The organism is Microbacterium sp. STF-2 (assembly GCF_034650155.1).
Taxonomy (GTDB): Bacteria; Actinomycetota; Actinomycetes; order Actinomycetales; family Microbacteriaceae; genus Microbacterium; species Microbacterium maritypicum_A.
In genome coordinates, this window is sequence record NZ_JARKMW010000001.1 from 25,206 (window position 1) to 42,245 (window position 17,040).

Here is a 17,040-nt window from a genome sequence, read left to right on the forward strand (position 1 = left end):
CGATTCCATGTGACCCCGTGAGCTAGATCGATTAATCGGGGCCGTTTCGCAACATTCTGAGAAGATCGGTTTGTGAAGCGACCACTTGGATCCTGGCTGGTGCTCTCCGGGCCAAACAAGGACGGATCGCGCCACATCGGCATCCGCGTTCTCCCAGATGCCGCGCGCCAACTCGAGAAGCGATGCTACATCGTCGCGAACAAGATGTACGAGCGGTCCGTTGACCGGCGTCTGATGTCGAACATACGCATCGGCGACGTCTTCGATGTGCGGTTCGATGGGGACAAAAGCTGGTGGGCGTGGCGAGGCGGCGTCCGGCTCGGACGCCTGACTTGGTCGTTGAGCAACTTCGAGGCCAAGGAGTGGCGAGAGGCTATGCCACGCATCGACGAGGGGACTTTGCAGGTCATTCGCCTCGTCCTCGACGTGGGCGGGATTGTGGTGAATGCTGGTGGATCGTCCGGCCGCTCGGCGACGCGATCCCGCCGGTCAAGAAGGCGGTGCCCGATGCTCAGGAGTACGTGCCTACCCTGCGCGGCGTCGTTGGTACGGGGGGCGATGTACGTGTCGCGAAGGAGAACGTCGACGGTTCTCCGCGAGCGGGGCGGCCACCTGCCCCGCTGCCACGATCACGAAGGAGCATCTGGGAACGCCTGACCAGGCAGTGACCCAGCGGTCTACCTGTTGGCGCCGAGCGTGCCCACTCACAGCCGTGAGAATGCTTGCTCACCCGAACTGTGTCCCATCCAGGATGACTTGCAAGCATTCGACACGCCGAGAGTAAAAATAAAAGCGCCATCTACTGGGAGTCGTGTACTTTAGTCCCATGACCGCAGGACACGAGGCCCTCTCCGAGCTCCAGATGTCCGGACTGCTCGATGTCTTGAAGTGGGGTGCGCCCGTAGCGTTCGCTGCGACGGACCAACTCTTCGACGAGGACCAGGGCCACGATCAGGGCGTCGTCGGCTATCTCAACTTCAAGCACCTTCGAGACCTCCTCGACCGGGCCACCTCGAATGGTCGTTTCAGGCTGGCCGAGGGACTCGAGAGCGTCGGCGAGGATTTCCTCAAGCGTGGCATCACGCCCGAGGCCTTCGACTCGATGCCGAGCCTTCATGAGGACGTGGTCGGACGCCGGGACTACAAGCAGTCTCCCGGCTGGGCTATCCAGGGGTACCGCGTGCTGCTGCAGTCCTTCCCCTTCGGAAAGATTGACGAGATCAAGTGGGTGCAACGTAGCGACGCGAAAAAGCGTGTCGCTGACCAGCTATTCGTCCGCGACAACGCACTCTTCGACGATGAAGAGTTTGGCTTGGAGTCCATCCCAGGCATCCCAGACGATGATGACTTCGCTGGTGTGACGCTTATCGCAGCGCATGCCTTCCACCCCGCAACCAAACAGTTCGAGCTGTATATCGGACAGAGCAAGAACCCCGGGTACCCGGGAGACTCGTGCTGGCACTGGAAGGAACTGCTGCTCTCCGGCGGAGCTCCGGCGGGCGGTACGGGTATCCCGGTTACACATCAGATGCCGAGCGGTGGAGCCTCGACTGACGTCGACGACGTGCCGGTACGGATCAAGCGGGCTGGTGCGGGCGAAGGGGCGGGCGCGGCGAATGGTTGAGGCGCGTCGACCGTCTCAGACGCTCGCCGCCGCGGCTTCGTTCTTCAACGGTGAGCGCCTCACTATGGCACGCCAGCTGAAGGGCCTGAAGAAGTCTCACCTGGCGAGCCGTATCGAGATGTCGCCGGCCTCGGTGACGGCATGGGAGAGCGGCGCCAAGCAACCTAACCGGGCCACGGTGGCGAAGCTCGCTTTAGCGCTGCAGGTGGAGCCCCAGTTCTTCGGGGGAGGAGCGCCGCCGAAGGCTAACAAGCCGCACTTCCGTTCGCTCCGCTCGACGCCGCAGATCGCACAGGACGAGGCTGAAGCCTATGGCCGGTTCGTGGCGGAGATCGCCGGGATGCTCGAGAACGCCGTCGAGTTCCCTGAGGCGCTCCTGCCCGACCTGCCGGTGGATCCCGACGAACGTTCGATGACTCCCGAGGAAGCCGCGCGCGAGGCCCGCCAGTTCTTTGGCGTCGGCCCGGGACCGGTGCAGCACGTTGTGCGGCTTGTCGAGCGTAGCGGTGTAGTTGTCGTTTTCAGCGAGCCGGGGGTGGCGGCCATCGATGCGTACTCCTTGCATTCGGCAACCCGGCCGATCATCGTTCTGAACCCGGTGAAGGACGACTACTACCGGCAACGCTTCGACGCCGCTCATGAACTCGGGCATCTCATAATGCACCACGACGCTGAACCGGGGGGCAAGGTCGCCGAGGAGCAGGCTAACCGTTTCGCCTCCGAATTCCTGATGCCCGCCGAAGAGATCGCCCCTTTCCTACCCATCTCCACTGCGGGCAAAGCGTGGGCAACGTTGGCCGAGCTGAAGGAGTACTGGGGCGTCAGCCTCGCCGCGCTCCTCTACCGCGCGCGTGCTCTGGGCGTCATGAGTGACGTCTCCTACCGCAACGCGGTCATCCGGATGTCACAGAATGGTTGGCGTCGAGCAGAACCGGGTCGAATCTCTTCGCTGGAGATGCCATCGATATTGCCACGCGCCCGGGAAGTGCTGCATGAGGCCGGCATAGACGAAGCCTCCTTTCTCGCCGGATCAGGCCTGCCAGTGGGGCTGTACAAAATCGCAGCGAGCCGAGTGCCTGTCGTGGCCGCAGGGTCGTAGTGGTGAGCGGGTGCTCGCGAAGTGCAATCTCGCGGTCGGAAAAGCGACTCGCTAGCGCCTAGCCGTTGCTCGGCGGCAGGCAAAGGGGCGCTCTCGACGATGTCTTCCCCTCGGGCCATTCAAGCGCGAACGGGGACCGCGCGCGGGACGCGGCCGTGATGGATGGCGCGGTGTCAGTGCCAGACCTTCGTCCTTCACGATCTACTGCGTCGAGGCGACGGCGAGGCACCGAACGAGTTGGTGAGCCTCGAGATTCGGATACTTAGGGTCGGGCTGCCCGGAGTCCAGCTGTGAGTTGTCGTGCGTCACGGCGTATAGCTTGACGGGTGGCGTGCGGGAGCTAGACCCGATATGCGGAGTGGCGCTATGGTGAGTTGCGTACGGGATGCCACGTTCGCGTGGGCGAAGTCCCGCCCCGTTCGAATGTCGCAGTTTTAACGGGGGCGCAACTCCTGAGACCGCCAATTCGTGGCGGTACGAGGTGTCACTGCCTGCTCGCGCGGGCACTCAGGTCTTCCCCGGGCGGTTCATTGCTGCCCGGGGGCCGATTGAAGGTATGACGTGACGACGATTGTGGCTTGGGCGGCTGTCGACCAGCGGCAAGTTTCATCGCTTTACATCGCGAGTGATAGTCGGATTACGTGGGGAACGTCGCACCTCTGGGATCAGGGGCTCAAGACGTTCGCCTCCGCCACTACACCGCACATCTTCGGATACTGGGGCGACGTGCTTTTTCCCTCAATGGCGCTCACGACCATTGTTGAACACCTCGCGGCAGGAGCCTTCCGTGAGCGGGCATCGGCGTTCGCTGATGTCTCCAACGCGCTTCGCCGTCTATGGCTCGAATATCCTTCGCGAGAGCGACGGGACTTTGGAATCATCATGGCCACGCGTAGGCGAGACAAAATGAAGTCCGTCTTCGAAATGGCTGTTGTCACGTACGACGCTTCCGCCGATCTCTGGGCGACTCAGAACATCGAGATGCCCGAGCGTTCATCTCGATTGAAGATAGCCGGAAGCGGCGCTGCGCAGGTTCGAGCCGCGGAACAGCACTGGGAAGAGAGCGAACACGCTGGTACTAGTCGAGCAATCTACAGTGCGTTCGTTGACGGCTTGAAAAAGGGGAGCGACCCTAGCTCCGGCGGAGCGCCACAGATAGTCGGTTTGCGGCGAATCGGTTGTGGGCTCAGGTTTGGGACCATCTACCGAGACAAGCGCTACTTGGCTGGGGCCCGCGTCACTCAGAAGAGCGCCCGTGCAGCCGACACAGAGTGGTTCAACGAACTCTTCGAGCGAGCGGACGGCGGTCGAGCTAGTCGCTTACCAAGCGCGCAAACCCACCGGAGGCCGCCAGGAGCGTGACTTCACGCGGCCAATCGGCCTGGCACAGTCCGTCATCGGGGCAGATCGAAGTGTCAGTCCCCGATGCCTTCAGAGGCATGCGGATGATGGAGTGGTTGCCCCCTGTCTCCGGCCGACACCGCCCTGTTCCGGCCCTTGAACGTCTCAATTGGTGACTTAGTCGGCGGGCCGCATGTCGCAGGTGCCGCGTTTCTGCGAGCATCGAATCCGCAAGTAGAGGACTACTTGTGCATCAAGCAACGAAGCGAAAGCACTCATATGTATCTTGCGCGTGTCCAGGTCGAAAATTTTCGCGGAATCTCCTCGACTGACGTTGCTTTGAGTGGAAACACTGTTCTTTTAGGTGACAACAACTCTGGCAAATCTACTCTCCTGGAAGCTGTCGAGTTGGCGCTCGGAGCAGACCGGCTATTCCGGCGCCCAGTCATCGATGAGCACGACTTCTACGCTGGTCGATACAAGGACGAGGAGGTCCGCGTCGAGGTGATGGTCGTCGATCTCGATGACGAACTCCAGTCGAGATTCAGAAATCACCTGGAGTACTGGGACGCCTCGAACGGGGCGCTGTTGACGTCCTTGCCCGGGGCTACCTCTGAAGCGTTGCCGTGCATCCGCATTCGATTCGTGGGTCGCTACGACGCTGATGACGACGATTTTGATGGTCGAACTTGGTTCTGCAGCCCAGAAAACGAGGAAGGCCAACCTACGAGTGAAGCGCGGTCTGCGGACAAGCGAGAGTTCGGCTTCCTTCTCCTGCGTGCGCTCCGGACAGGAAACCGTGCGATGTCGATGGAGCGCGGTTCGCTACTCGACTTCGTGCTCCGTGCCTTCGAGGTCGAAGTTCAGATGTGGGAGAACCTGCTTGAGAAACTGCGCGCCGTTCCGGTTGCAGGCGACGACAACGAAGAGTTCGGGCAAGTTCTTTCCAGCATCGACTCGGCGATGAAGCAGATCGTCGCGTCTGAATGGGCAGACGCGCCGCATCTTCGAGTTTCGGAGCTGACAAGAGAGGATCTCCGCCACGTCCTGCGCTCGTTCATGGCTACCGGTGCCGCCGGGTACGCCGCACCCTTCAACCATCAGGGCTCGGGAACCGTGAACTCGCTTGTGATCGCGATGCTCACCTTGATCGCCCAGAAGCGGAATGGACGAGTGATCTTCGCGATGGAGGAACCCGAGATATCTGTCCCTCCAATGGTGCAGAAGCGAGTTGTCGACTTGATCCTGGGCCTCGGCGGCCAAGCCATCTTCACTACCCACTCGCCATACGTCCTCGAGGAATTCGAACCCGAAAGGATGATAGTGCTAGCACGAGAACATGGCACGGGTGTGCTCACGAGCACTCAGGTGCTCTTGCCCTTGCACCTGCGCGCCAAGGCATTCCGCATGGGCATCCGTACTCGATTCTGCGAGGCGCTCCTCGCGCGGCGTGTATTGATCACGGAGGGAGACACCGAAGCTGCATCGTATGCGGCACTCGCCAAGACTGCTGCTCGAGTGAATCCGATGCGTTTCGCCCGCCTCGACACCCGCGGATGGGCGATCTTTGATGCCCAAGGTGAAACCAATGTCGCCGGCTTCGCAGGCTACTTCCGCGCACTCGGCAAGGAAGTAGCCTCTGTATTCGATAAGCAGCCAGCCGACAGGCTGGCTGAAATCACGGCCAACTCCGACCATGTCTTCGAGCAACCTCACGCAGGGTTCGAAGATCTACTCCTCGATGAGGTGCCCATCTCGGCGATTCGTAACCACGTCGATAGTTTGATCTCGGACGGAGGATGGCCGAGCCATGTTGCAGCTCCGGAGGACGCGTCCGACGCCGCCTACAAGAAGGCGGCGAGGAAGCTTCTTTCCAAGACCAAGGGGGATCGATTCGCTGCTGAACTCGTAGCGGGACTCGACGAGGCAGACTTTCCAGTCTCGATGGTGGAAGTACTCGAGCGCCTGAAGGTAGCGAGCGAATCTGCCCCGCTACGAGAAGGCGAGGACATTGTCGCCAGACAAGATAATACGGAAGAGTCGGCCGGTGGCAACGCTGCTCAGTGACGAAGAATATGAGCTCGCGGTAAAGCCCCTACTGGAGGCATCCGGAGCTGCCATGGTCACCGGCGGCGCTGGGTGCGGGAAGACGACGGTTGCGCTGAGGAAAGCTGCTCTTGCTATCAGCGAAGGGCTTGGTGTAGGCCACGCTCAGGTCCTCTTCCTCAGCTTCGCAAACGCGACGGTCGACCGGGTCGCCGACCATGCGACCAATCAGCTTCCGAAGGAGTACCGATCCCAACTCAATATCAGCACCTACCACAGCTTCGCCTGGACAATTCTTCGTAGCCACGGGTACCTGCTCGGCGCACCCAGAGGCGTGAAGATCATGTCTCAGGCCGAACAGAATGCGTTCATGTCGCATCTCGGCAGCGCGGACGCTGACATCCGAGCTGAATTCCGTAGACAGTTCGAGAGCTTCGGTCATGTCGGCTTCAACGACTTTGCTGGACTAGCTAACGAGATCCTTGAAGGGAGCCCGGCCCTCTTGAGGGCCTACACGTCGGCCCACCCGCTCATCATGCTCGATGAGTTCCAGGACACGACCAATGATCAATGGAAACTGGTGAGGACGCTCGGACAGCACTCCCAACTGATCACACTCGGCGACCCAGACCAACGTATATACGATTTCGTGGAAGGATCCAGCGAGCGCCGTTTTCAAGACTTCCACGAGCACTTCTCGCCGGTTCAGATCGACCTCTCCGGGTGGAACTGGCGCAGTCCAGGGAGTTCCATCACCAGGTTTGGCCGTGATGTCCTGCGAGGTAGTTACGAATCACCCTATGACGAAGTCGACATCATCGCCAGCGACTTCCCGACTCTCCTTCGCCTTAAGTTGACATTGCTCAAGACGCTCAAGCGGTTTCGTGAGAGCGGAGGCGGCACCGTGGCGATCCTGACGCCTTCGAACGCTCTCGCGGTGAAGGTCTACGACTACATCGGCGAGGCGCAGGACAACCCGCCATTGCCTGCTATCAGCCTCGATATCCACACGACTAAGGAGGAAGGCTACGCAGCGCTCATCTTTATCGGCACCGTTCTTGAGCTTGACGAAAAAATCGCTGATCGAGATGCGGTCTTGTGTGACGCGATGGCGCTGTACCTACGTACGAAATCGACGAAGCTCAGTACCAGCGCTAGAGAAACGGCGGGACGGCTCGAGGGGTATGCGACGAAGTTGCGAGCAGGCAAAACCGTGAACGTCAAGATCGTCAAGGCGCTCCGCGCCGTGCTTGACGGAGCGTTCGCTACCGCACGAAGCGGCCACGTCTATGCGGACTACCTCACGGTCGTGAGCTTGCTCTCTTCGTCGAATGTCGACGATGTCAAACGGATGGCAGGGTACGCGCGGATGCTCAACTTCGTGACTCGAGGCTCGGATGTGGAGACAGACTTGTCCTCTGCATGGCGCGCGACTGGTGCCTACAAAAGTGCGAGCGAGATCATGCGAAGGGCTGTAGTCGACTTTCAGCTCACGAGCAGCAAACGAGGCAATCGCGACATCATCGTCATGACTGTTCATCGCGCGAAGGGCCGCGAGTACGACGAAGTCATTGTTTATGAGGAACGATATGATCCTCTATTGAAGCTGACTCCCACTCATCGAGACCTTGAATCAGCGCGATACGCACTGAACGTGGGGGTAACGCGCGCAAGACAACGCGCCACGATCATCACGCCGGGGAATGCGCCATCGCCGCTGCTGACTCTTAACCTCGGACACGTGACGGCACTCTAGTCGCCGCCATCTGATCAGGACGGAGATCGGCAGGGAACCGCGCCACACCCAGATCAGGCCGCACGGTGAAAACCGTTGCTGGCTCGCCTATGGGCGGCGTCCGTGATGGGCCCGAGATAGGCGATGGTGTCCAAGCAGATCCACGGGCCGACCGTGCGAGGAGCGAAAATTGCGGGCACACCGAGGCTGTTCTAGTCGAGGTTGAGCGGTTCGTTACCAGACAAGTCGTTCGAGATCGACAAATCCTCGTCGCTCCAAGGCCACTGTGGAGTGCCGTGCTTGCGATAGAAGCAGAAGGATCGATCAGCAACCGAGATGGTGCGACCGGAACGGCTATAGGTAAGTACGAGTGGGTTGATGCCGATCTTCACCTGGAGTCTGTCGATGCGCTCAAGCGCCTGGGTCAAGTCTGACTGGCGAATTCCGTCGCCGCCGGACAGGGAGGTGATGCGCCGAAGAAGCTCAGCAGAATCCAGCCCGCGAAGTAGTTCCTCGTCTGAAGCTGCGGTCACTGACTGCAGGAGATATCGATAGACCTCGAGGCCCTCCGGAAGCCGCCGCATGCCCCGAACGAAGTTGTCGGCGAAGTTCTGGTATCGGCCATGCATCTGCGCAGCGACGGCGGCGAGTGCAGCTGCCCATTGAGCGGAGTCATTGAGCGAGCGCTCTCGATTCCACCAACGCCTCCTCTCGATTCCCTCCGCCTTACAGAGCTCATCTGCAAGTCTCTGTAGAAGGCCAACACCACCATACGACTCGCGAATCATCGCCAGTTCGATCTCATGGTCGAATCGCAATCGGAGAGCGCGCGCCCCATTCGCGAGTACATCGCGGAGCTCTGAATCCTGCCAATGGAGTCGAAAGTCCTCGATTCGGCCCTCGAGATCACCATTGAAGTAGGTCAGCATGTGGTCCTGTGGCCATACGCCCACAACCACTACGAAGACCCTGTACTCGCCGAGCGCCTTAATAAGGAAGGCCAACTGCTTCTGAACGACTTCTGAGAGATAGTGGAAGTCCTCGAGCACAAGCTTTCTGTTGGACTCAGCTAGCTTCGCGGCTACCCACTGCAAACTGCTAGAGGATTGCCCGACGGGGCGAGTCGAGGTTGCCCGCTGGCTACTTGCGCCGAGCGTTGACTGCGTTCGAGCGTCAGCAACTTGAGGGTTGCTAACGGACACCTCGGATAGCAACTGGGCGCTGATGCTTTGGGTGTGAGTGGTCGTGCTTTCCTCACGAGCGCCTATGCTGCCAAGCGCGTCCGCCAGGATCGTCTCCACCGTCGACGCCGGTGTGCATTGCACAAGGTTCGTGCGGTCAGCTGGCAGTCCTCGGCTCCGAAGCCACGACTTCCCCTGCTTGCTTCCTCCATGGACTGCGATGTGCCTGTCGGAGCGAAGGGCGGCCGAGAAGCGTTCGTCAAGTCCGCCTCGGTTCACGTACGAAGCGCTGGAGCTATCTGCGCTGATTCCAAATACCTGGCTAAGGAGTGGCACGTGAGAAGGCTACCTCAGCTCATGCATCGTCGCTGCGGGTAGCGAGCCCGCCGTTGATTGGGCGGCCCCCTCAAGTCGCCACACCTGCGGTGATCGATGTCGCCTCTAGTTGCCATGCGGGCGCGGCTTGCGCTCTCTTCCGGTCCTTTTACTCACGCGGTCGAACAATCCAATCGAGTCGTACGTTGAAGTGAGTAGCTCGTTCTCCCGGTCGGCGGTCGCGGCCAATGCAGGTGCGAGAAGCATGATGTTTTGGCGAGCGGAGTCCGCTGCGCTCCTCAGCGCTCTCGCTAGCTCATCGGCATCGAGGAGAACGAGGGATTCTAGGTCGCTGATTGATATGACCCCGATGGGCATATCCGAGGCTGGCAATTCGTCCCAGACGAGCCAGTTCTGATCGAGGTAGAACGGTTCAAGAGTGATAACGAGGCCGACCCGCGGCTTCGATGCATCTATCTGCGGGGCTTCGGCGCTGATCGCGGCGATGTGCTTGTCGGAGCGGTTTATCTGGCGTATCCCTTTTCCTACGCTGTCCTTGACGGTGCGTAACCAATCGTCGGTGCCGATTCGTACCTCCTCAATTGGTTGTCGAGCCTTGCACTCAATTAGGACGAGCAGTCCTGGTAGATCAAGAAACCAATCGCAAGAGTCGAACGAATCTTTCCGTTGGTTGTAACGAACCTCCGGAATGACTTCCGGTCGTCCTTCGACAACCCCCAGCTGTCGCCCGGTGTAGTGCTGGAACACTGGACCTAGATCACGCGTGAACTCGTCGCCGAGGACACGGCGAGCCAAGTGATAGATCGCAGCGGGTTGTGCTTTGGCGATGATGTGTTGAACGCAAGGGGCAATCGCTACCTCACCGAGGTTGTCGATAAACGGCTTATCGGTAAGTGGATTGAAGGCGAACTTCTTCAGTGCGCCCGGAAGATGATCTTGGAATTTGCGATTGGTGTCGTTGAACTCGGACACGGTGGTGAGGAGGTGTTCGACGAATGTTCGGCGAATCACTCGGTACGAAATTATGTCACCCAGTCCTTTGAACGAGGAGCCTTTGTACCACTCCGGATCGAAGCCACCGTTTCGACGAGAGGTCTCTGTGGCGATGAGGAACACCGACTCGATGTAGTCGTCGAGGGTCAGACCGTTTGTGACGCGTTCAAACCAACCTGGTTTCATGGCCTCCGGCGCAAAGCCCGGTGGATGTTGCGCTCGGGGCCCGTACAACAGAAGTGACCTGGCGATCTCGGCCGCCACTGCTCGCTGTGCGGGGAATTGCTCGAACATCACCCGCGCCAGCACTCGCGCGAGTACTTCGGGATCACCCGGATCGGAGATCGTGGCTTGATCGACGAGGCGCGCGTTCCAGTTGCACAGCCGGATCAGCATCCGTGAGTCCGCACTACGGTTATGGGTGCTTCCCCATGCGAGTGCAGTACGGGCTACATCTGCAATGCTCCACGGGGTTACACCCTGCAGCTTCGCTCGCTCCGTCAGTTGACCACGCTCGATGGTCGCGCTGGCGGCCGCAGCTTGGATGAGGAGGCTGTCTCGATCAAACTGCTGTACGGCAGACCTGAATTGAGTCCATGTTGGCGACGCGTTCACAGCGTTAGCTCCTTGACCGCGACTCATGATCCGATTCTGCCCGATGAATAGGGGCCAGTGTGTGTCGTCGTCAAGGGCAATTGCCTCTCAACACCGAGGGGTCTGCCTCGCTGCTCGCTGAGGGCGAGCAGCGAGGGTCGTCTGAGATGCCTAGCTCTCCGTTGTAGCGCGCTTGCGTCGAGCACGGCCTTGATGCTCGGCAGACGCTGGTGACTGGCGGCGACCTCTAGCGCTGGTCATCGCAGCCTCATCGCCACCCGATTTAAAGTCGACCATCAGATCTCGTCGATCAGGCGGAACCCGCCGCAGCACACCTCCGGGGCTGGTGCGGCTCTCCTGGTGAAACAGGAAAATGTGAAGCGAGCAACCGGAAAGAGCAGGATGGATCCGGGCTACGATCCGCATCAGCGGTAGTTGTGCCAACAGCCGACCGAGAAAGGCCCGGAAACTCGCAAGAGTCTCCGGGCCTTCTGTATGTCCGGCGCCGCCGCGCACGCCGACTGTCCCCGGTCCACCGGTCCGCTTCGCGGTGCGACGAGCTGATGCTCTTGCCGAGCACGAGAGGTCACGGGCCGGTGCGCAGAAGACTGTGCAGAAGACTGCGCAGAAGAGCGTGCAGAAGAACGTGGTCTCACCCTCTCTGGACGAGCAGATGCCCCGTCGACGAGGGCCCCTCACCGTTCCCGACGTTGCTCGTCGAGCAGGTCAGCGCGCGGACGTCGCTGCCCCGTCTCCGTCGTTCGTGACCGCGGCGCGCAGCTCCGTCAGGAGTTCGAGCTGCATCCGGTTGATCGACATGAGGTCCTCGATCTCCTTCTTCGCGGCGAGGTTCGTGTCGTAGTCGTGCTGTGCGAGGGCAGCGGCGATGGCATCCTGCCTCTTCGCGGCGATCAGAAGGATCGCTCCCTGGAGCCCGGCGAGCATGCTCAGAAAGAGGTTGAGCAGGATGAACGGGTAGGGATCCCACATGAGGGCCGTGCTGTTGACGATCGCCCAGGCGATCATGAAGAGCACGAACACCCCGATGAACGGCCATGATCCCATCCCGTTCCGAAGCCGATCAGCCGCGCGCTGACCTGCCGTGAGATGTTCGGCCTGAGCAGTGTGCCAGTTGGTGAGAGGTCGCGTCATCGGCCAATGGTACGTCGCCGCACGGCCGGCCCTTCGGATGCACGAGCGCTCACCGGAAATCGAGCACGTCGTCGCCCCATGCCGCGCGTAGAGGAGCATCGAGGTCGGCGACGAGAGTGTCCTGCCGCTCGATCACGAGGGTCTGACGGCGGCCGGCCGCATCCGATGCAGAATACGGCGCCCAGGTCGGCGCATCCTTCGCGGTCGCCGCATCCGGTGTGCGTCCGTGCGCGAACGCCGCCCAGCGTTCCTGCATCCGCACCGAGATCTCCTGCGCGGCTCGGCGGCCGCCGAGCCGGAACGTCGGGTCCTTGGGGCCGCTCGACAGGTTGCCCCACAGGTACGGCAGCTCGGTCGCGTGCGTCGCACCGAGACCGATCAGACGGAGAAAGGGCGCCGCATGGTCGAAGCGATACAGCCACACATCCGCCACGGTGCTGTGACCCTCCGCTATCCACAGCGTCGGCAGACGGAATCCGATGTCGCGGGCGATCCCGAGCCCCACGGCGCCATGCCGCACGTTCTCGTAGGCGGTCCGGACCTGAGCGGCGGAGGGAAGGGAGATCGTCGGATTGTCCTCGGCCATGTCGGTGAACATCTGTCGGATGCGGTCGTCGGTGATCGGGATGAGAGGCGACTTCATGAACTTGAAGAGCGACGCCTCGTCCTTGTTCGTCCCGATCAGGAGCGGAACCCGGAGCCCGCGTCCTTCGCGCAGCGCGGTCACCGGCGCCTCCGGAAGAACATCGCCGTCGATGACGGGCGCGAACGCGAGGGTCCCCGGTGCGTCGTCCGGCACGGCCGCGTACACCTCCATGCTCGCCGCCACGATGTCATCGACGGATGCCGCGCGCAGAGCCCCCGCGACCGCCGCAGCATCCGTCGAATCGATGCCCAGCTCATGCACGAACCGCGCGGCGACGTCACGCGCCCGTTCGGTCCCGTACATGCTCGAGGCGGGGGAGGACTGCGCGATCGCGCGGGAGAACAGACCTTCGGCCGAAGGCGTCGCCAGCAGAGTCGTCACCAGCCCTCCTCCCGCGGACTCCCCGAACACCGTGACCCTGCCCGCGTCGCCCCCGAACGCCGAGATGTTCTCCTGCACCCAGCGCAACGCGAGCAGCGCGTCCTTCAGGGCCAGGTTGCGATCGAAACCCTCATCGGGCAGGAGTCCGGCGAGATCCAGAAAACCGAATGCGCCGAGTCGGTAGTTGACCGTCACGACCACGACCTCGCCGCGCGTGACGAGCGATGTCGCATCGAACAGCGGTTGGCTCGATGAGCCGAACGTGTAGGCGCCACCGTGCAGCCATACCATGACGGGGAAGGCGCTCTCGGGTCGCTCCGACGGTGCCCACACGTTCAGCACGAGGCAGTCCTCGTCCATCACCGCGTCGTCGCCCAGCGGTACGGCGGGGTTGATCTGCTGCGGGCACACGTTGCCGTAGACGGTGGCGTCGATCTCCTCCTCGACGCTCGGCGCCGCGACGGGATCACGCCAACGCAGCAGACCGACCGGCGCCTGGGCATAGCGGATTCCGCGCCATGAGTGCGCACCGTCGGCGTCCGTGCCGCGGAACGTCCCGGCCGGTGCCGTGACGGTGACGACGCGCGTCTCGTCGTCGGGGAGAGAGTTGTCTGACATGCGTGCGGCTCCTGACATGGTCGTGTTTCAGGACAGGTGACGGATGATCTGGGCGGCCTCGTTCGCGGCGAGAACCGCGAACAGCACCGTCATGATCATCGCGTTGTGCGCGATCATCTCGGACTTGACCCGTTCGAGTGCTTTCGTGACGACCGTCGATCTGCTCGTGGCGACGGCGGCCGTGACGAGCAGCGGCAGAGTGCCGGCGACGACCAGCCCGATGCAGAGCCCTCCCGCTGCGAGCAGAGGGAGATGCGCCTCGCCGATCAGTGCACCGCCCTTCAGCGCGAGCGGGATGTTCTTCGTGTTGGTGACCGCCATGATCGAGCCGAGCGCGGCCGCCTTCGCCGGGGTGACGGCATCGAGGGCCGCGAGCCAGGCCGGCGTCTGGGGTGGCTGGCCATGGCGGGGGCGAGACGACCAACTCGCGACGGCGAGCGCGGCGAAGCCGAGTGCGAGCACGATGGCGAGGAAGAACGAGACTGTCTTCGCGGTGGCGGAGGGAGACCCCGAGGCGGAACCGGCAGAGGTGAGCGCGCCGACCATGACGAACGCGAGGGAGATCGCGATGAACACTGCGGCGTAGACGGGCGCCGCCGTCCGGCCGCGGGGAGCGAGGATGATCGCGATGATCGCCACGAGGGGCAGCGGCGAGATGAGCATGCCCACAGCCAGCGGGAGGAGGTCATGCAGTTGGCTCACGTCTCGTCCGATCGTCTTCGTGTGCCCTTCGGTGGGGCGCAGACGACGCTACGGCGGGGTCGGGTGCTCTCCGTCGCGATGTTCGGTTGACACGACAGCCGCGCGCAGCGGAAGCGCGAACGCGGCTTCCAGGGCGACACCGCCGGGGATGCGGACAAGATGGGCGCCGAGCTCCTGCATCCGTGAGGATGCGCGCAGACGTGTGCCGCGTGCGGCGATCCCGGGCGACGAGACACGGACGTGAAGCCGAGGTCCGGCGCCGGTCGTCACTCGACGGATCGACACCTCCGCTCGTCGCTCACTCGCATGTTTCGCGGCGTTCAGGAGCCCCTCGGCGACGATGTCGTAGCAGTCTCGCACCACCCAGGGGATCGAGGACAGAACATCGCGTGCCTCGTCGTCGACGTCGACACGGAGCTCGATGACGTGCGCCCACGTCTCGAAGAGTGCGGTGAGGGAAGTGTGGGCACGGGGATCGTCGGCCGTGGCGAAAGCCTCGGGAAGTCGGCTCACGACAGTCGCGAGTTCTGCCCGCAGCCGCCGGATATCGTCCGGATCGGGTGTGGGGTGTGCGAGCGCGAACAGAATGCAGGCTCCCTGCGCATCCGCGTGCAGGAGGTCGGCGGCGGCTCTGAGGCCGTCGCGAGTGGGGCGGGTGCCGGCACGTGCGAGCTGCTGGGCGTCGGCGACGGCGCTCGAAAGTCGGTGCTGTTCGCTGCGGAGACGGTGCAGCGCGCCGGCGCACGTTCCGGCGGCGAACGCGAACCCGATGTACGCGATGGCGGAGACGGCGGCGAGCAACGGAGCCACCCCCTGCGCGGCCGCGAGTGCTGCGAGCGCGATGCCGACGACGCAGGAGAGGATCATGAAGAGCAAGGACGCGTGGTGGGGCACCCGAGCGATCGCGCGGCGTCGCGGCAGGAAGTCGACGACCGCACCTCCCGCGGCGAGGGCGGCGATCCCGATGAGCAGTTCGAGTGGCGTCTGCGTGCGGGTCGCATAGGGGAGGAGGCACACCGCGTAGATGAGGGTGACCAGACCCGGCGGCGGGAGGCGGAACAGGACGTGCCGAGGCGAGGGGGAAGACCTCGGGTCCGCGCGATCACCGAAGCCGTCGCGGGCTCGACGCGGATTCCCGGCCTCCTTCTTCTCGGCGAGCTCGGCGAGACGGTGACTCCACTCGCGGATCCATTCGTGTCCGAGCCTTCGGACGCCGGTGGGTGTCGGTTCCATCTCGATGATCGCCGCATCGAGGGTCGACTGCGCTCGGTCGAGAAGGTTCCGCGCATCGGTCGCCAGCGCGTGCGCATCGTCCTGTGCCCGGGCGAGCTCCTGGGCCACGGACCGCAGCAGGGCGTTCGTCCGTCGCAGTGACCGGAGCGAGGAATCCAGCACGGCGATGATGCTCAGCACGATCATCCAGACGACGATGTTCGTCGCGATCCGGTACGGAAGCTGACCCGAAGGTGGTGCGGGAAGGCCGGCGAGGTGGAGCCAGCCGTCTTGCGTCACCGGACGCATCGCCGCGCAGACGACGATCCCGGCGGTCACGACGGCTGCTCGCTCTCGCCGGGATCGGCCGCGACGTTCCCATGCGGCGATGCCCGTGAGCGCCGCGGCGAAGCAGAGCCAGGTCGCGACCATGGCGGGAAGCGCGGTCAGAGTGTCGATGCCGACACCCGTGGGCGCCATGACGGTGAGGGACAGGGGGAGGGAGGCGGCGATCGACCAGACGGTGAGGAATCGGCCGCCGCCGAAGGCGCGGACAGCCGCACGGCGGAGTTTCCTCATCGGGCGGGACCGAACGCGGCGAGGTAGAGTCCCGCCGCAGCGACACGAGCGTTGACGGTCGGGTCGCGTGTCACCTCGAGTCTTCCGAACAACCGGCTGATGGATCGTTCGACTGCGCGCACCGTGCCACCGGTCTCGACGGCGATGCGCTCGTTCGACCATCCGCGTGCGATCATCGCGAGGATCTCCAGTTGATGCCTGGTGAGTGAGCCGAGGGGGTCGCCTGTTTCGGCCGAGGGCGGCAGAGGTGTCGGATGCGTCGACAGAGCACGTTCCAGCGCGGAGAGCAGAGCCGCAGGGGAATCGAGGTCCTGTTTCGCGACGAACACGGCCTGCTCGATCCCCATCGCCGTGGCACCGGCGGCGGCACGGGGGTAGCTGCTGAGGAACACGACCGCGATGTGCGGTGCGAGTTCGACCAGCATCGCGGCGAGCTCCGCCCCGGAGGGGCGCGAGCCCAGATCGATGTCGGTCAGCAGCGCGTCCGGGTCGAATTCGGTGAAGAGGCGTGTCGCCTCGGCGGCATCGGCGGCTGACGCGGTCTGGAAGCCGTGGCGCTCGAGCAGATCGCACACCAGCATGCGGAGGGCACCCTGATCCTCGACGACGAGCACCCGTCGTCTCCACTCCGCGCCCACGTTGTCACATTAGTGGAGCGCAGCGGTGTCGGAACGTCGGGGCAGGAGGGGAATCGGCCTTCTCGGGTGTCGGGACTGCGCACGGGAATCCGCGGCCACGGATGTCGGCACTGGTGCGAAGGCGAGCCGGGCGAGGATGATGTCGTGCATCGGTCTCGGAGGA

11 protein-coding genes are annotated in these 17,040 nt (G+C 62.9%); 4 read left to right on the top strand and 7 right to left on the bottom strand.

What is annotated here, in order from left to right; all coding sequences use genetic code 11:
- The first annotated feature begins 826 nt into the window (after positions 1-826).
- From MicroSTF_RS00155 to MicroSTF_RS00170, 4 genes are all read left to right on the top strand, one after another.
- Positions 827-1,624: a hypothetical protein gene (locus tag MicroSTF_RS00155; protein WP_322952697.1), complete on the top strand. Its 798-nt coding sequence runs from the start codon at positions 827-829 to the stop codon at positions 1,622-1,624.
- Positions 1,617-2,723, top strand: coding sequence for an XRE family transcriptional regulator (locus tag MicroSTF_RS00160; RefSeq protein ID WP_322952699.1), 1,107 nt, complete (start codon positions 1,617-1,619; stop codon positions 2,721-2,723). The genes MicroSTF_RS00155 and MicroSTF_RS00160 overlap by 8 nt, the downstream gene beginning before the upstream one ends.
- Before the next feature lie 1,620 nt (positions 2,724-4,343).
- Positions 4,344-6,131, top strand: a complete 1,788-nt coding sequence (locus MicroSTF_RS00165; RefSeq protein WP_322952702.1) for an ATP-dependent nuclease — start codon at positions 4,344-4,346, stop codon at positions 6,129-6,131.
- Complete coding sequence (locus MicroSTF_RS00170; protein WP_322952704.1) at positions 6,112-7,866, top strand: ATP-dependent helicase; 1,755 nt, start codon at positions 6,112-6,114, stop codon at positions 7,864-7,866. Before MicroSTF_RS00165 ends, MicroSTF_RS00170 begins: the two co-directional genes overlap by 20 nt.
- Before the next feature lie 191 nt (positions 7,867-8,057).
- Here the strand turns inward: MicroSTF_RS00170 and MicroSTF_RS00175 are convergent, their stop codons facing one another.
- The 7 genes from MicroSTF_RS00175 to MicroSTF_RS00205 form a co-directional block, all read right to left on the bottom strand.
- A complete protein-coding gene (locus MicroSTF_RS00175; protein WP_322952706.1) occupies positions 8,058-9,146 on the bottom strand; it encodes a hypothetical protein in 1,089 nt (362 codons plus the stop codon).
- A 321-nt stretch (positions 9,147-9,467) separates the two neighbouring features.
- On the bottom strand, positions 9,468-10,751 hold the full coding sequence (locus MicroSTF_RS00180; RefSeq protein ID WP_322952708.1) for a hypothetical protein: 1,284 nt from the start codon (positions 10,749-10,751) through the stop codon (positions 9,468-9,470).
- 924 nt (positions 10,752-11,675) lie between these two features.
- Positions 11,676-12,101 carry a DUF1003 domain-containing protein gene (locus tag MicroSTF_RS00185; protein ID WP_029258950.1) on the bottom strand — a complete coding sequence of 142 codons (426 nt, stop codon included), beginning with the start codon at positions 12,099-12,101 and terminating at the stop codon, positions 11,676-11,678.
- A gap of 49 nt (positions 12,102-12,150) precedes the next feature.
- Entirely contained in the window at positions 12,151-13,746 is a 1,596-nt protein-coding gene (locus tag MicroSTF_RS00190; protein ID WP_322952711.1) for a carboxylesterase/lipase family protein, read from the bottom strand.
- Between the two features lie 27 nt (positions 13,747-13,773).
- Complete coding sequence (locus MicroSTF_RS00195; protein WP_029264879.1) at positions 13,774-14,448, bottom strand: GAP family protein; 675 nt, start codon at positions 14,446-14,448, stop codon at positions 13,774-13,776.
- A gap of 48 nt (positions 14,449-14,496) precedes the next feature.
- Complete coding sequence (locus MicroSTF_RS00200) at positions 14,497-16,239, bottom strand: hypothetical protein (protein WP_322952715.1); 1,743 nt, start codon at positions 16,237-16,239, stop codon at positions 14,497-14,499.
- On the bottom strand, positions 16,236-16,877 hold the full coding sequence (locus tag MicroSTF_RS00205) for a response regulator (RefSeq protein ID WP_031207062.1): 642 nt from the start codon (positions 16,875-16,877) through the stop codon (positions 16,236-16,238). The genes MicroSTF_RS00200 and MicroSTF_RS00205 overlap by 4 nt, the downstream gene beginning before the upstream one ends.
- Positions 16,878-17,040 lie beyond the last annotated feature (163 nt).

What these genes read in the sequence shown, in the direction of transcription:
- MicroSTF_RS00165 (WP_322952702.1), top strand. Translation starts at nt 4,344, where the DNA reads ATGTATCTTGCGCGTGTCCAGGTCGAAAATTTTCGCGGAATCTCCTCG.
- MicroSTF_RS00200 (WP_322952715.1), bottom strand. Translation starts at nt 16,239, where the DNA reads ATGAGGAAACTCCGCCGTGCGGCTGTCCGCGCCTTCGGCGGCGGCCGA.
- MicroSTF_RS00160 (WP_322952699.1), top strand. Translation starts at nt 1,617, where the DNA reads ATGGTTGAGGCGCGTCGACCGTCTCAGACGCTCGCCGCCGCGGCTTCG.
- MicroSTF_RS00190 (WP_322952711.1), bottom strand. Translation starts at nt 13,746, where the DNA reads ATGTCAGACAACTCTCTCCCCGACGACGAGACGCGCGTCGTCACCGTC.
- MicroSTF_RS00180 (WP_322952708.1), bottom strand. Translation starts at nt 10,751, where the DNA reads ATGCTGATCCGGCTGTGCAACTGGAACGCGCGCCTCGTCGATCAAGCC.
- MicroSTF_RS00155 (WP_322952697.1), top strand. Translation starts at nt 827, where the DNA reads ATGACCGCAGGACACGAGGCCCTCTCCGAGCTCCAGATGTCCGGACTG.
- MicroSTF_RS00185 (WP_029258950.1), bottom strand. Translation starts at nt 12,101, where the DNA reads ATGACGCGACCTCTCACCAACTGGCACACTGCTCAGGCCGAACATCTC.